General features: G+C 61.4%; 14 protein-coding genes. 3 read left to right on the forward strand and 11 right to left on the reverse strand.

What is annotated here, in order from left to right; genetic code table 11:
• Window positions 1-121 precede the first annotated feature (121 nt).
• The 5 genes from rsfS to ACNA0J_RS21905 form a co-directional block, all read right to left on the reverse strand.
• Window positions 122-523 carry a ribosome silencing factor gene (rsfS, locus tag ACNA0J_RS21885; RefSeq protein ID WP_415821004.1) on the reverse strand — a complete coding sequence of 134 codons (402 nt, stop codon included), beginning with the start codon at window positions 521-523 and terminating at the stop codon, window positions 122-124.
• Between the two features lie 86 nt (window positions 524-609).
• Window positions 610-1,239, reverse strand: coding sequence for a nicotinate (nicotinamide) nucleotide adenylyltransferase (gene nadD / locus ACNA0J_RS21890; RefSeq protein ID WP_415821005.1), 630 nt, complete (start codon window positions 1,237-1,239; stop codon window positions 610-612).
• 20 nt (window positions 1,240-1,259) lie between these two features.
• Window positions 1,260-2,171: an oxygen-dependent coproporphyrinogen oxidase gene (gene hemF, locus ACNA0J_RS21895; RefSeq protein WP_415821006.1), complete on the reverse strand. Its 912-nt coding sequence runs from the start codon at window positions 2,169-2,171 to the stop codon at window positions 1,260-1,262.
• 133 nt (window positions 2,172-2,304) lie between these two features.
• Window positions 2,305-3,606 carry a phosphoribosylamine--glycine ligase gene (gene purD / locus ACNA0J_RS21900; protein ID WP_415821007.1) on the reverse strand — a complete coding sequence of 434 codons (1,302 nt, stop codon included), beginning with the start codon at window positions 3,604-3,606 and terminating at the stop codon, window positions 2,305-2,307.
• A 140-nt stretch (window positions 3,607-3,746) separates the two neighbouring features.
• The gene (locus tag ACNA0J_RS21905) at window positions 3,747-4,478 is read right to left on the reverse strand and encodes a YebC/PmpR family DNA-binding transcriptional regulator (RefSeq protein ID WP_415821008.1); all 732 of its coding nucleotides are present in this window, start codon (window positions 4,476-4,478) and stop codon (window positions 3,747-3,749) included.
• Window positions 4,479-4,685: 207 nt separating this feature from the next.
• Between ACNA0J_RS21905 and ACNA0J_RS21910 the strand changes: the two genes are divergently transcribed.
• Entirely contained in the window at window positions 4,686-6,215 is a 1,530-nt protein-coding gene (locus ACNA0J_RS21910) for a helicase HerA-like C-terminal domain-containing protein (protein WP_415821009.1), read from the forward strand.
• A 188-nt stretch (window positions 6,216-6,403) separates the two neighbouring features.
• The gene (locus ACNA0J_RS21915) at window positions 6,404-7,336 is read left to right on the forward strand and encodes a 2-hydroxyacid dehydrogenase (protein WP_415821010.1); all 933 of its coding nucleotides are present in this window, start codon (window positions 6,404-6,406) and stop codon (window positions 7,334-7,336) included.
• Window positions 7,337-7,564: 228 nt separating this feature from the next.
• On the opposite strand, the gene ACNA0J_RS21920 is transcribed toward ACNA0J_RS21915, so the two are convergent.
• From ACNA0J_RS21920 to ACNA0J_RS21945, 6 genes are all read right to left on the reverse strand, one after another.
• A complete protein-coding gene (locus tag ACNA0J_RS21920; protein WP_415821011.1) occupies window positions 7,565-8,638 on the reverse strand; it encodes a tartrate dehydrogenase in 1,074 nt (357 codons plus the stop codon).
• A 152-nt stretch (window positions 8,639-8,790) separates the two neighbouring features.
• Window positions 8,791-10,380, reverse strand: coding sequence for a DHA2 family efflux MFS transporter permease subunit (locus ACNA0J_RS21925; RefSeq protein WP_415821012.1), 1,590 nt, complete (start codon window positions 10,378-10,380; stop codon window positions 8,791-8,793).
• Window positions 10,377-11,570, reverse strand: a complete 1,194-nt coding sequence (locus ACNA0J_RS21930; RefSeq protein WP_415821013.1) for an HlyD family secretion protein — start codon at window positions 11,568-11,570, stop codon at window positions 10,377-10,379. Before ACNA0J_RS21930 ends, ACNA0J_RS21925 begins: the two co-directional genes overlap by 4 nt.
• Before the next feature lie 20 nt (window positions 11,571-11,590).
• Entirely contained in the window at window positions 11,591-13,009 is a 1,419-nt protein-coding gene (locus tag ACNA0J_RS21935) for an efflux transporter outer membrane subunit (protein WP_415821014.1), read from the reverse strand.
• A 142-nt stretch (window positions 13,010-13,151) separates the two neighbouring features.
• Window positions 13,152-13,655, reverse strand: coding sequence for a MarR family winged helix-turn-helix transcriptional regulator (locus ACNA0J_RS21940; protein WP_415821015.1), 504 nt, complete (start codon window positions 13,653-13,655; stop codon window positions 13,152-13,154).
• Window positions 13,656-13,748: 93 nt separating this feature from the next.
• A complete protein-coding gene (locus ACNA0J_RS21945; protein ID WP_415821016.1) occupies window positions 13,749-14,606 on the reverse strand; it encodes a DMT family transporter in 858 nt (285 codons plus the stop codon).
• Between the two features lie 157 nt (window positions 14,607-14,763).
• Between ACNA0J_RS21945 and ACNA0J_RS21950 the strand changes: the two genes are divergently transcribed.
• Entirely contained in the window at window positions 14,764-15,714 is a 951-nt protein-coding gene (locus ACNA0J_RS21950) for a DMT family transporter (RefSeq protein WP_415821017.1), read from the forward strand.
• Window positions 15,715-15,729 lie beyond the last annotated feature (15 nt).

Genomic DNA, 15,729 nt, shown 5'->3' on the forward strand with positions numbered 1-15,729 from the left:
ACGACGCAACGTGAGGCGCGTGAGTTCGGGCTGCGGCAGATTCAGTATACGGCTACGGCAGGCTTGGGCCGGGCATCAGGCTGCGGCCGGGCGAGCCGTAACGCGCAGGCTAGCGAGGGTTTCAGGCCTCGTCTTCGCCAGTATCGCGGTCAGCAGCGTGTACGGGGGCACCTGACCCGGGCAGTAGCTTGACGCGAACGGGCTTGTCGCCCCAGATTTCTTCCAGGTTGTAGTACTGGCGGATGGCAGGCTGCATGACGTGGATGACGATGTCGCCCAAGTCGACGACGACCCACTCGCCGGTGTCTTCGCCTTCGACGGTGATGCCGGTCAGGTCCAGGGCACGGCCGCAATTGGCCACGCTGGACGCCAGGGCGCGGGTTTGCCGGTTGGATGTCCCGCTGGCAATGACCACGCGGTCGAACAGGCTGGTGAGATGCGTCGTGTTAAAGACTTTGATGTCTTGGGCTTTGACGTCTTCGAGGGCGTCAATGACGGCGCGTTGTAATTTTTGAATATCCATGGGTGTAAATATAACCCGCGAGGGGAAACCTGGTGGAGCTGTTTGAGGGCAGCGCGAGTCCGGCTGCCGGTGTCGGACTATTGGAATTAGCGGTAAAGGCCGTGCGCTGCGATGTAACGGGCGACTGGCGGGGGCAGCAGGCCCTCGGTCGTGTCGCCGCGAGCCAGCCTGGCACGGATGTCAGAGGCGGAGATCGCCATGGGGGTAAAGGGCAGCGTGGTCAATTCGCGGTGTGTGGAACCATCCTGACGGTTCTGACTGGCTAGCCAATGCGTCAATTCCTCGGGGGGAATCAACGGCGTGCCGGGGCGTGTAGCGACAGCCAGGTCTACTCGGGCCGATATTTCTCGCCATTCATTCCACGTGCAGAAATTGGTCAGCTGATCGGCGCCCAGGATCCAGACGTAACGGGCGCCAGACGGCAAGGCGCGTAGAGTGTCGACGGTATAGGTAGCGCCGCCGCGTTCGATTTCGATGGGATTGACGGCCATGCCGGGCTCGCCGTCGATCGCCAGCTCGATCATGCGCAGGCGATGTTCGGGCGCGGCGTTCAAGGGCGCGCGTTGCCATGGGTTGGCAGCGGGGATGAATTGCACCTGCGCGAGATGCAATTCACGCAGGGCAGCGCGAGCCAGCGCCAGGTGTGCGAGGTGAATGGGGTCGAAACTGCCGCCCAGCAGGCCAATACGGGGTTCGTTTTCTGAGTGGACAGGCATTGTGGACAGCGGCGCTGGGATTACACCCAGTCTCGGGGTTTCAGGAAGGCGGCGAGCTCGGATTCCGGTGTGCCGGGCTCGGGGTGCCAGTCATAGCGCCACTGTGCCACGGGCGGCATCGAAAGCAAAATCGACTCGGTGCGGCCGCCGGATTGCAGGCCGAATAGGGTGCCGCGGTCATATACGAGATTGAACTCGACATAGCGTCCACGCCGATAGGCCTGAAAATCGCGTTGAGCCTGCTCGTAGGGGATATGGCGGCGGCGTTCGACGATGGGCAGGTAGGCGGGCAAAAATGCGTCACCGACCGAGCGCAGCAACGCAAACGAGGCGTCAAAGCCGGGTTCGTTGAGGTCGTCGAAGAACACGCCGCCAATGCCACGGGTTTCCTGGCGATGTTTCAGGAAAAAGTACTCGTCACACCAGCGCTTGTAGCGGGGATAGTACGTGTCGCCATGGGGAGCCAACGCATCGTGGCAGACCTGATGGAAATGCTGTGCGTCTTCTTCGAAGGCGTAGTAGGGCGTCAGGTCCATGCCGCCGCCGAACCAGAATACGTCGTCTTCGTCTTGGCCCGGGCGAGCCGCGGCCATGAACATGCGCACGTTCATGTGTACGGTGGGCACATAGGGATTGCGAGGGTGCAAGACCATCGACACGCCCATGGCTTGCCAGGGACGGCCGGCCAGCTCCGGACGGTGGGCACTGGCGGAGGGCGGCAACTGGGTACCCTGGACATGGCTGAACAATACGCCGCCGCGTTCGAGCAATTGACCGCCTTCGATCAAGCGAGACACACCACCGCCACCCTCGGCACGCTGCCAGGCGTCGGTGCGAAAATCCTCGCCGCCGGCTTGCTCGAGAGCTTGCACGATACGCGCTTGCAGGCCGGTCAGGTAGTCTCGTACGTCGGAAACGGGGATATTGCTCATGCAGTGTCCAGATGGGGATTCAGGCTGACTGCTGACGAAGATCGTCAGCAGTGTGGGACGCGGCGGCGGAGAAGCTGACGCCGCGTGACCTGGATAGCTTAAGCCTGAGAGGCCACCATTGCTTTGCGTTTGATTAAGGTTTGGCCTTTTGTTGGGACGGTTTCAGTGCGCGCCATCCGATGTCGGTCCGGTATTGGCGGCCATCGAATTGCACGCCGTCGACGGCAGCATAGGCACGCTCACGCGCCATGCGGACGGAGTCGCCCAAGGCGGTGACGCAAAGCACGCGGCCGCCGGAGGTTTTCAATTGACCGTTTTCCAGGCGGGTGCCCGCGTGGAAAACGGTGCAGTCTTCGGTCTCGGCAGGCAGCGGCGCAATGGTGTCGCCGTTGCGCGGTGTGCCGGGGTAGTTGTGTGCGGCCAGAACGACGCCCAGGGCGGTACGGCGATCCCAGGTGATGTCGGCCTGGTCGAGCGTGCCCTCGACGGCATGTTCCAGCGCATCGAGCAGATCGCTTTTGACGCGCATCATGATGGGCTGGGTTTCGGGGTCGCCCATGCGGCAATTGAATTCCAGCGTCTTGATGGACCGATCCGGATCGTCGCCCGGGGCGATCATCAGGCCGGCGTACAGGAAACCCGTATAGGGGATGCCATCACGCGCCATGCCCTGAACGGTGGGCAGAATGATTTCGCGCATGATGCGATGATGCAGTTCCGGCGTGACGATGGGGGCAGGCGAGTAGGCGCCCATGCCGCCTGTATTGGGGCCGGCGTCGCCGTCTTTGAGGCGCTTGTGGTCTTGGCTGGTGGCCAGTGCCAGGACGTTGCGGCCGTCGCACATGACGATGAAGCTGGCTTCTTCGCCGACCAGGCATTCTTCGATGACGACGCGGGCACCGGCTTGGCCCATGCTGCCGTCGCCGAGCATGGCGTCAATGGCGGCGTGGGCCTCGGCCAGATCGGCGGCCACGACGACGCCCTTGCCGGCGGCCAGGCCGTCTGCCTTGATGACGATGGGGGCGCCTTCCTGGTCGATGTAGGCGTGGGCGCGGGCGGGATCAGTGAAGGTTTCGTAGCGGGCCGTGGGAATCCCATGGCGCACCATGAAGGCCTTGGCGTAGTCTTTGGAGCTTTCCAGCTGTGCCGCGGCCTTGGTCGGGCCAAAGATTTTCAGTTTGCGTTCACGAAAAACGTCGACGACGCCGGCTGCCAGAGGCGCCTCGGGGCCTACGACCGTCAGAGAAACCCCTTCACGCTCAACGAAATCAGCCAGATCCTCAGGGCTGGTGAGCGGCACGTTTTGCAGCAGGTCGCCCTGCTCGGTGCCGCCATTGCCAGGCGCGACATAGACCTTGTGGACACGGGGCGAGCGGGCCAGGCGCCAAGCCAGGGCGTGTTCGCGGCCGCCAGAGCCGATTACCAGGAGTTTCATTTTTCGATGACTTCTTAAAGAGGCCAGGGCGTTGCCGCCACAGGCTTGGCACAAAAGGCTGACGGGTCACCCCGTTTTGCCGGTCGGTTTTTTACTGCAGACCCACCCGGGGACGTATGTCCCTGGGGGCATGGCGGTTACTACTGGGCTTCGTCAAATACAACGGTGGTATAGACTTCTTGCACGTCGTCCAGGCCCTCCAGCACGTCGAGCAGTTTTTGCATCTTGACGGCGTCGTCACCGGTGAGCTCGGTCTCGTTTTGCGGCTTCATGATGATGCCGTCGACCTCGGCCTTCAGGCCGGCCGATTCGAATGCCTGGCGCACGGCAGCGTAGTCTGTCGGGGCGCAGATGACTTCGATGACGCCTTCGTCATCGGTGGTCACGTCTTCGGCGCCGGCTTCGAGGGCGGCTTCCATGACGGCGTCCTCGGGCGTGCCCGGTGCGAACACGAACTGACCGCAATGTTTGAACATGAAGGCAACGGAGCCTTCTTGGCCCAGGTTGCCGCCATTTTTGGAGAAGGCGTGACGGACCTCGGCAACGGTACGGGTGCGGTTGTCGGTCATGCAATCGACGATGACGGCAGCGCCGCCAATGCCGTAGCCCTCGTAGCGGACTTCTTCGTAGTTGGCGCCGTCGGCGCCGCCTGCGCCGCGTTGGATGGCGCGTTGGATGTTGTCCTTGGGCATATTGGCGTCGGTGGCCTTGTCCCAGGCCATCCGCAGACGCGGATTGCTGTCGGGATCCGGGCCGCCGGCACGCGCCGCGACGGTGATTTCACGAATGATTTTGGTCCAGAGCTTTCCGCGTTTGGCGTCTTGGCGGCCTTTGCGGTGCTGAATATTGGCCCATTTACTGTGTCCGGCCATGGTGTCCCAGATGAAAATGTCGGCAAAACCAGCATTTTACCGTGGTTGACGGACAGACGAGTGGCCGGATGTGCCTTCTTTACCCATGCCGGGCAATTGCATAGCCCGGCATTGACAATTCCTGCCGTTTTCCCGTCCCCGAAGCCCGCACAAAGCGCGGCTTACGTTCTACACTTGCGACACGATTTTGCCTGTCGGAGAGTACTGATGCCTGATCCCATTGTCATTGCAAAAAATAACGAGACTCAATTGGCGTTGTTGCCGGCGTTGGCGAATCGCCACGGCTGTATTACGGGGGCGACGGGAACGGGCAAGACGGTCACCTTGCAGGTGCTGGCCGAGGCATTTTCCCGTATGGGTACACCGGTGTTCCTGGCCGACATCAAGGGCGATTTGACGGGCGTTTCCCAGGCAGGGACGCCGTCACCCAAACTGCAGGAACGCTTGAAAAACAACGGGTTGCCTGAGCCGGTCTGGGGGGCGAACCCGGCTGTGCTATGGGATGTGTTCGGCGAGCAGGGGTTGCCTGTGCGCGCCACGATCTCTGACATGGGGCCCTTGCTGTTATCGCGCATGCTCGAGTTGAACGACACCCAAGAAGGGGTGTTGACCCTGGTGTTCCGCGTGGCCGACGACGAAGGGCAGTTGCTGCTGGACCTGAAGGATTTGCGCGCCATGCTGCAAAACGTGGCCGATCGGGCCGCGGAGTTGAAGACCAAATACGGCAATGTGTCCTCGGCATCGGTGGGCGCGATTCAGCGCAGTCTGCTGACACTGGAATCGCAAGGCGCCGAGCAGTTCTTTGGCGAACCGATGCTGGAGGTCGCCGATCTGATGCGCACCGACGCGCAGGGACGCGGCATTATCAACATCCTGGCGGCCGACAAATTGATGCAGGCTCCGCGTCTGTATAGCGTATTCCTGTTGTGGATGCTGGCGGACCTGTACGAAAAACTGCCCGAGGTCGGTGATGTTGAACAACCGAAGCTGGTGTTTTTCTTTGATGAGGCGCATCTGCTGTTTAACGATGCGCCCAAGGCCCTGCTGGACAAGATCGAACAGGTTGTGCGGTTGGTGCGGTCCAAAGGGGTCGGCGTGTATTTTGTGACGCAGAATCCCTTGGATATTCCGGATACGGTATTGGGGCAGTTGGGCAATCGTGTGCAGCACGCGCTGCGGGCGTTTACACCGCGCGATCAGAAGGCCGTAAAAACTGCCGCAGAGACGATGCGTCCGAATCCGGGGCTGGATATCGAGGCGGCCATTACCGAATTGGGCGTGGGTGAGGCGCTGGTGTCGCTGCTCGATGCCAAGGGCCGTCCCGAACCCACGCAGCGCGCGTGGATCATGCCGCCGGGCAGCCGTATCGGCCCGGCTACGGATGCGGAGCGCCAGGCACTGCGTCAGGATCCCACCATGTCGGCCAAGTATGCGAAGGCGGTTGATCGCGAGTCGGCATACGAGGTCTTGACGGCCCGGGCCAGCACCGATGTGGCAGATGCTACGGCAGGATCTGCCGCGGGCAAGGCTGCTGGCGCTCAGAAAGGGTCGGCTGATCAGAGCGAGTCCGGCGGCGTGATGGACGGCTTGAACGATCTGCTGTTTGGTTCTACCGGCCCGCGTGGCGGCAAGCGCGACGGCGTGGTGCAGTCTGTCGTCAAGAGCACGGCACGTTCGATGGCCCGGCAGTTGGTGCGTGGGGTGCTGGGGTCGTTGCTGGGATCGAAGCGGCGCTGATTGCCGGGTGCTGCGCGCTGCGCTGACGCGTGGCGCCGCGTGATTTGTACTCGCGGCCAAGGCTTGCCTGCGCGGGGATCCCCGCTCTGCGCGGCCAGGATTCGTCTGCGAGAGGATTCACGCTCAGCCGGGTCGTATTGCAAGACTATGGCAGCATAGAGGGTTGATGCTGACACGAGGGCCTTGCAATGAAAATTCTGGTTGTTTCGACAAATAGTGCCGCACAGGAAAAATGGGTCGAACCACTAGCGGCGGCAATGCCGGATGCCGAGGTGGCGCTGTGGCACGCTGATTTGCCGCCACAGGACGCCGATGTCGCGGTGGTGTGGTCGCCGCCGGCCGAGTTTTTCGAGCGTGAGCGCAAACTGCGGGTGGCGTTCAATCTGGGCGCGGGCGTTGATGGGCTGCTGAAGCTGCCGTCGTTGCCCGCCGATCTGCCTATCGTTCGCCTGGAAGACGCCGGCATGGCCGTGCAGATGGCCGAGTATGCCGTCTGGGCGGTGACCCGGGCGAGCCGGCAATTCGATGATTATGTCGCCCAGCAACGTGGGGGCGTGTGGCAGCCATTGCCCGAGTTGCGACGTGAAGCATGGCCGATTGGCGTGCTGGGCACCGGTGTCATGGGCACCAAGGTCGCGCAGACGCTGGCAGCGTTGGACTATCCCGTGGCAGGATGGTCGCGCAGCGGCAAAGTGCCTGCCGGAGTAGAAAGTTTTGCGGGAACGGAGCAATTGCCGGCCTTTCTGGCGCGTACGCGGGTGTTGATCAATACCTTGCCGCTGACGCCCGATACGCGCGATATCTTGCGGCGCGAGACGCTACAGCAATTGTTGCCGCAGGCGCATATCGTCAATATGGGGCGAGGCGATCACCTCGTGGAAGAGGATTTGATTGCACTGCTGAATACGGGGCACGTGCAGGGAGCGACGCTGGATGTGTTTCGCCAAGAGCCTTTGCCTGCCGGTCATCCGTTCTGGACGCATCCTGCAGTCACCGTGACGCCGCATGTTTCTGCCATCACCTTGCAGCATGAGACGCTTGCGCAGGTGGTCGACAAGATCGAGCGTTTCTTCAACGGCCAGCCGTTGACGGGTGTGATCGCGCGAGAGCGTGGCTATTGACTGTAGAACCGTGACGGCGTGCGCTCTATTCGTACGGTTGTGCCCTTCGTGATCCCTTCGTGATCGCGATTGGGCGGTGTCGATTGGAAGCAGGGACGAGGGCGATGAAACACCTCGGGCACGTGGATGAGATGTCTTTCAAAAATTGAACGTCATTCCAATTTCTGCGAGATGTTTTATCCACGTGCCCGAGGCGTACGCATGGCCGGATATCCGGCCTGATGCGGTTTATTTACCAGCCGCGATGATCTCGGCGATGGCTTTGCCGACTTCTTCGGTCGAGGCCGTGCCCTGCATGTCGCGGGTGCGCGGGCCTTCGGCGAGTACGGTCTCAATGGCGCTGACGACAGCCTTGGACGCGTCCGGGTAGCCCAGGAAATCCAGCATCAGCGCGCCGCTCCAGATCTGGCCGATCGGGTTGGCGATGCCTTTGCCGTAGATGTCGGGGGCCGAACCGTGCACGGGCTCGAACAGGGACGGAAATTTGCGTTCCGGGTTCAGGTTCGCCGACGGTGCGATGCCGATGGTGCCGGTGCAAGCCGGGCCCAGGTCAGACAGGATATCGCCAAACAGATTCGATGCGACGACCACGTCGAACCAGTCCGGATGCTGCACGAAGTGCGCGCACAGGATGTCGATGTGATATTTGTCCCAACGCACGTCAGGGTACTGGGTAGCGATGTCGGCGACGCGCTCGTCCCACCAGGGCATGGAAATCGAGATGCCGTTGGATTTGGTGGCCGCGGTCAGGTGTTTGCCGCGTTTTTGCGCCAGGTCAAAGGCGAATTTCAAGACGCGATCGGCGCCGATGCGGGTAAAGACGCTTTCCTGGATGACGACTTCGCGCTCGGTGCCGGCAAACAGGCGGCCGCCGCTATTGGAGTATTCGCCTTCGGTGTTTTCGCGGACGATAAAGAAATCAATATCGCCGGGCTTGCGATTGGCCAGGGGCGAGGGCACGCCAGGCATCAGGCGCACGGGGCGCAGGTTGATGTATTGGTCGAAATGGCGGCGGAACTGGAACAACGAGCCCCACAGCGCCTCGTGATCGGGCACGGTTGCGGGCCAGCCGATGGCGCCAAAGAAAATCGCTTCGTGGCTGCCGATCTGGGTCGCCCAGTCGTCAGGCATCATTTTGCCGTGCTTGGCGTAGTAGTCGCAGCTCCAGTCGAAATGATCCCACTGAAAATCAATGCCAAAGCGCGTTGCCACCGCGTCCAGGACACGCAATCCCTCGGGAACGACTTCTTTGCCGATGCCGTCGCCGGCGATGACTGCGATTTTGTGCTTGGTTCCTGCCACCACTGTTCTCCAGATGTTGTTCGACTGATGAGGTGTGCGAGCGGGCGTCTACAGGGGACCAGAGGCTTCTGGTCCCGCCGTTGTGTTCCGCGTTTTACGCACACAAAGATGGCAGTTTATCGCTGTCAGCGCGTTCGTGTGTCGTTTGGGGCTCAGTGAGCGCCTGCTGCCGCTTCGGCAGCCCCGCCGTCGCCGCCTGCTGCGGTTTTCTTCCGGCCGTGTGCAAACCATACCAACCCCGTCAGCAGGATAAAGATCACCCCCGAGGCATAGAACACATCTATTGCGGACATGGTAAAGGCCTGCGTGTTGATCAGGCCGTCCAGCCGGGCGAGGGCGGCCTGGTGGGACATCCCAACACCGTTTTGCAATGTATCGAGGGCCTGGTCAAAGGGCTGATGCCCGGGGCTGGCGATTTCGGTCAAACGGGCGTGGTGTTGCGTGGCGCGATTTTCCCATAGCGTCGTGGCAATCGACGTGCCGAATGCGCCGGCTGTCAGCCGGGCGAAATTCGATAGCCCCGATGCGGCAGGAATGCGCCATGGCTCCAGACCCGACAAGGTAATCGAGGTCAATGGCACAAAGAACGCAGCCATCGCGGCGCCCTGGATGACAGTCGGAATCATCAAGGTGCGTATGTCGACATCGGTGTTGAAGTTCGAGCGCATGAAGCACACGAGCGCGAATACGATGAACGCAACGGTGACGATGAGCCGAGCATCCCGGGTCGCCAGCATTTTGCCCACGAATGGCGTCAGTAAAATCGCCAGAATGCCGACGGGAGCAGTCACCAGGCCCGCGTAGGTCGCGGTGTAGCCCATATTGCTTTGCAGCCAGAGCGGCAACAGCACGACATTGCCAAAGAACACGCCATAGGCCACCGCCAGCGTCACCGCTCCGACGGTGAAGTTGCGTTCTTTGAACAAGCGTAAATCGACAATGGGGTGCGCGTCGGTGAGCTCCCAGATCAAAAAGAAGACGAATGCGACAACCGCCACCAAGGCAAGCAACTGGATGGTCTGACTGGCAAACCAATCGAGCTCTTTGCCCTTGTCCAGCATGATTTGCAGGGATCCCACCCAGATCACCAGCAACACCAGGCCGAGCTTGTCGATGGGGAGTTTTCTCGTGGGGGATTCGCGGTCGCGGTATATCCGCCAACTGATCCATGCGGCCAGCAACCCCACGGGAACGTTGATGTAGAAAATCCACGGCCAGGTGTAGTTATCCGAGATCCAGCCGCCCAACAGCGGCCCCGCGACAGGGGCGACGAGGGTGGTCATAGACCAGATGGCCAACGCCATGCCGGCTTTGGATTTCGGGAAACTGGACAGCATCAGCGCTTGCGACAGCGGGATCATGGGGCCGGCGACCGCGCCTTGCAGTACGCGAAAGGCGATCAACGCCTCCAGTGATGGCGAGAACCCGCACAGCCATGACGATAGCACGAACAGCAAGGTGGAAATGATGAATAGGCGGACTTGGCCGAACCGCTGCGTCAACCAACCTGTGAGTGGCACCGTGATGGCATTGGCGACTGCGAACGAGGTAATGACCCACGTGCCCTGGCTGGAACTGACCCCCAGATCCCCGGAAATCGTCGGGATCGAGACGTTGGCGATCGAGGTGTCCAGCACGTTCATGAACACCGCAGTCGACAGCGCGATGGAGCCAATGATGCGGGTGGCCCCCTCCAAAGGCGGCGGCGCGCTGGGCTGTCCAGAGGAACGGGGAGCGCTCATGGTTGTAGATTGGCCTTGATGATTTTGTCGATCAACGCATCTGCGCCAGCCTGGGTATCGGTGAACACATGGGTCGACCAGGCGGGTTCGTGGCGCGGCTTGGCTTGTGTGCCGGATGAGGTCTCTTTCTGGCTGATGTCCACCTCTACGTCCATCGATAGTCCGACGCGCAGAGGGTGGGCTTTGAGTTCCTCGGGATCGAGTTCGATACGCACCGGTACGCGTTGCACGACTTTGATCCAGTTGCCCGTGGCGTTCTGTGCGGGCAGCAGCGAGAACGCGCTGCCCGTGCCGGCGTCCAGACCGACGATGGTGCCGTGATAGACGACGTCGTCACCGTACAGGTCGGAAACCAGCGTGGCGCTTTGGCCCGGATGCATGCGGCGTAATTGACCTTCTTTGAAGTTGGCCTCGACCCAGACTTGATCGAGCGGGACGACGTTCATCAGGGTATTGCCGGGGGCGACGCGTTGGCCGACCTGGACGCTGCGGCGGGCGATCAGGCCGTCGACGGGGGCGGGCAGGACCGTGCGGGTGTGGGCGAGCCATGCATCACGCAGTTTGGCAGCGGCTTGCCGGACGTCGGGATGATCGGTGACGGTCGTGCCGTTGGTCAGCGCCTGATTGGTGGCCAGCCGGGCCTGAGCGGCGGCCAGTGTGGCCTGAGCTTGTGCCAGGCCGGATTGTGCGGATTTCAGCTCGGTTTGTGCGTGCAGCAGTTCTTCGCCGCTGACGCCGCCGGATTTGGCCAGCGTCTGGCGCCGCTGCAGATCGCTTTGCGCGCGTTTCAGGTCAGCTTGTGCGCGGTCGATGTTGGCGCGTTGAACGTTGACATCCGCGGCCAGGGAGTCGTTTTGCACGTACAGGGTGCGGACTTGGCGCACGGTCTGGGCCAGCTGGGCTTGGGCCTGTTGCAGAGCGATTTCGGCATCGGCCGGGTCCAGCCGGATCACGGCTTGGCCGGCCGATACATGCTCGGTGTCGCCCGCTTCGATGGCGATCACGGTGCCGGGAACCTGTGGGGTGATTTGCACCAGGTTGCCGTGCACGTAGGCATCGTCGGTGCTTTCTACATGAGAGCCAAACAAGACCCACCAGATGGCATACAAAACGGCCAGCACGATGAACACGCCAGCGGCAATCAAGAGCAGGCGTTTGCGGGCAGGATGAGTTACAGGAGTTGCGGTCATGACGTCGGGGTCCGGGTCGGTCAATGAGAAGAAGAGGCTGCCGGCGTGTCGGCGGCGGGCGCATAGCCGCCACCCAGGGCATAGGCCAGGTCGGCATCGAGCTGGTAGGCGCGAAAGCGCACGTCGGTATCCAGCCGGGTCTGGGTCAGTACGCCGGTCTGGGCGACAAGCACTGTGAGGTAGTTGCCCATGCCTGCCCGGTAGCGCTGCACGGCCAGGTCATAGGCGGCGTCGATGGCTTCGCGGGCTTGGTGTTGCTGGTCGATTTCGCGGTCGATCAGGCGCAGGCCATCGATCGCGTCGGCGGTCTGATGCACGGCGTCCAGCACGGTCTGGTTGTAATCCGAGACTGCTACGTCCGCGTCCGCCTTGCGGCCTGCCAGATTGGCATTGAGTTCGCCGCCATGAAAAATCGGCAACGTGATAGCGGGTCCAATGCCGGCGGTGCGGCTGCCGGCGTCCAGCAGATTGCCAGTCCCGATGGCCTGAAATCCAGCAAAGGCCACCAGATTGATGTTGGGATAGAACTCGGCACGGGCGGCCTCGATCTGGCGCTGGGCCGCCTCGGCACGCCAGCGTGCAGCGGTGATATCGGGGCGATGGCCCAGCAATTCGAGCGGCACGTTCTCGGGTATGACGCCCGCACGGGCCGACAGGACGACGGGCTGCAAGGACTGGCCGCGTATGGGACCAGCCCCTGCCAGCGCGGCGACCTGGTTGCGCAGTTGGGCCAGATTGGTTTCTGTCTGCGTCAGGTCGACCTTGGCCGCGGCGACCGACGATTCGGCCTGCTTGACTTCGACTTGTGTGTCCAGGCCCGCGCGTTGACGATCACGCGTCAGTTGCAGGACATCGGTACGTTGCTCCAGGATGCGTTGCAGGACTTGCCGCTGCGCAAACGCATTCTGCAAATTCAAATAGCTGCGCACCATGGCGCGAGCCAGCACGTTGCGCGCTGCCTGTGTGTCGGCCTCGGCGGCGGCACGTTGTGAAATCGCGGCATTGAGCCGGGCGCGGTTCTTGCCCCAGAAATCCAGCTCGTAGGTGAAGTCCAGCGCAAGCCGGTTATCCGAGACTACAGACCCCGCCATGGGCGGTTGGTAAATGTATTTTTCGGGCAAGTGTTCGCGGCTGAGGGAATAGTTCGCATCGACGCGCGGCATCAACGGCGCGCGTGCGCCGCGCACGGCTGCATTTGCCTGAGCCAGTCGGGCTTGAGCCGACGTCATGGACGGGCTGTTGGCCAAGGCCTCATCGACCAGCGTATTCAATTGTGTGTCGCCATAGCGGCGCCACCACTGCGTGTCGGGCCAGGATACAGACGCGTTCTGCAATCCGAGTTGTGTGGCCTCGAGTGGCGCCACGGGCTCGGTCGTCGGGTCCATTGATGCGCAGCCTGCCAGGACCAACAGCAGCGCCACGGGGAGCAGAGGTTTCATCAGTCGTCGGGGGGTAGTCAATCTGACGTTTTGCTGAATATTGTTGATTAAACTGTATTTGCCTAGGCAAATATTATGGCGTAAAACATCCCTGGCGAGGGGAATATCCCCATTTGGATCCAGGGTTTTGGAGATGGTGAAATCAGGGCTCGGGGGATTTGCCGTCCGAGCCGTTGGCCAGCATTCGGCCGAGCAAGTGCCGCAATTGCGAGTGCTCCTCGTTGGAAAATCCGCGCAGGTGATGATTCAACACGCGGGCAATACAGGAAGGAATGGCCTTGGCCTTTTCGTGGCCCAATTCGGTGAGCTCAATTTTGACGACGCGGCGATCCTCGTGGCTGCGTATACGCCGCAGCAGGCCCTTGCTTTCGAGGCGATCGAGAGTGCGAGTCATCGCGCCGGTATCGACACCATTCAAGCGTGCCAGCTCGGCCGGCGTGTCGGCAGTGCCGCGCGCAATCAGGGCGATGGGGCGCCATTGGATGGCTGTCAACCCCAACGGAGCGGTTTCCACGTCCAGCAGGCGGGTCAGCGAGTGATAGACCTGTTTGATCATGAAGCCGACATTGTCCTCGGCAGTACAGCGTGACGTGGCGCGGTAGTGCACATGAGTGTCGTCGTCGGTAACGGAGCGGGGGGCGTTCATGAGGGGTATTTTATTGCCTAGGCAATAATTGTCAATGCAGGTACTGATGGGGCGCCGAGTACTGGCGGGTTAACAAATCCGACCCGTGGATGTTTAGTGTGCCGTCTTGCGCAGCCCCGACCACACGATGGCCGTTACGATCAGCACGGCGCCGGCGATCATGCGCAGGCTGGGTTGTTGCGAGAACAATACCCAGGCAAAGGCGATCGCGTACACCGGCTCCAGTGCTATCACCAGGCCCGCGGTACGTGCATTGAGTTTTGTCAGGCTGGACACGAACAAATAGTGCGACAGGCCCGTGCAGAAAACGCCCAGCAGGACAATCCAGAACAGATCTATGCCGGCGAGCTGCGGCAATTGGCTGGCAGCAAAAGGCAGCATGGCGAGCACCACGACGATGTTCTGGCCGCAGGCGACTTGCATGGCATCCAGGCCGACAGTGGATCGCCGGTTGCTCAGCGCCAGTAGTGCGAACGACAGACCGGACAGAATGCCCCAGGCCAACCCTACCGTACCCTGATCCGCGAGATCGAACGACGGTGTCACGAGGATCAGCCCCAGGGTGACCAGTCCCAGCACCAGCCATTCCGCCAGGCGTACCTTTTCGCGAAACAGTAGGCCCTCGAACAGCGTGATGAACGCCGGAAAACTGGCAAACCCTAGCGTGGCGACCGCGATGCCGCCGACCTTGACCGAGATGAAGAACGTCACCCAGTGGCCCGCCAGCAGGCAGCCGGCGACAATCAACATGAATAATTGCGCGGGGGTCAGCGATGTGAACAGGGGCTTGCGTTGCAGCCGCGAAAAGCCAAGCAACGCGACGACCGCAAACACGGCGCGGCCCAGCGTAATGAGGGCAGCGCTGGCCTGGATGAGTTCGCCAAAAACTCCTGTCAGGCCGAACAGCACAGCGGCAATGTGGATATAAACTAGGGCGCGTTGACGGGTCATGCGTGAGTCGTGAGGAGCGGGGAACCGGATTGGCTTGGTTGTCGCCGTTCCTAGGATCTGATGATTATAGCGGTGTGACTTTAGCCGTTTTGCTGCAGGGCATCGCATAGGGTTTTTTTCGTTTTCGCCGGAATCCCCTGGTTTCTTAAAGTCCTTGATGAATCTTCCTTCTCAATTGCGCTTCACTACGATTGTTTCTCCTCGTGTCCTTGGTTTTTTCCTGGCGACGGTGGGGGCTGTACTGTTTGCCGCCAAGGCCATCGTCGTGAAATTGACCTATCGCTATGGCATCGACGCGGTTACCTTGATTGCCTTTCGCATGCTGTTTTCCTTGCCGTTTTTTGCCGCAGTGGCGTGGCGCGAGTCCCGCAGGGCCGCTCGCGGCGAGCTGGCCGTCTTGACCGGAAGAGAGCGGGTCGTGCTGTGTTTGCTGGGATTGCTGGGGTATTACTTATCCAGCTTTCTGGATTTTCTGGGCTTGCAGTATGTGACGGCCAGCCTGGAGCGTTTGATCTTGTTTTTGTCTCCCACGCTGGTGGTGCTGTTGTCGGCCTGGTGGCTCAAGCGTCCGATTTCGCCTCGGCAATGGGTGGCCATGGTGGTTTCGTATCTGGGCGTGATCCTGGTGTTCGCGCAAGATCTGGGGCACGGCACCGGTTCCCATGTGGCGCTTGGGGCTTTGTTTATTTTTGGCTCGGCGCTCAGCTATGCTGTGTACTTGATTTGTTCGGGCGAACTCGTCAAGCGCGTGGGGGCAACGCGGCTGGTGGCTTATGCCATGACGGTATCGTGCATCGCCTGTATCGTGCAGTTCTTTGTCGTGCATCCCCCGTCCGAGTTGATTCAGCCGTTGGGCGTGTATGGCTATTCGTTTGTGCACGCCACGTTCAACACGGTGATGCCGGTGTTCATGCTGATGTGGGCGGTCGCACTGATTGGCGCGCCGACCGCGTCGCTGTTGGGTATGGTGGGACCGGTGTCGGTCTTGTTTCTGGCTGCGTGGCTGCTGGATGAGCCCATTACGCTGTGGCAGCTAGGGGGGACCGCGCTGGTGTTATGTGGGATATTGGTACTCATGGGCGGCCGCCGTCCGGAGCCAAAGCAATGACGCGGTATGTCGCCG

This window comes from Bordetella tumbae, from assembly GCF_965139195.1.
In the GTDB taxonomy this organism is placed as follows: domain Bacteria; phylum Pseudomonadota; class Gammaproteobacteria; order Burkholderiales; family Burkholderiaceae_B; genus Bordetella_A; species Bordetella_A tumbae.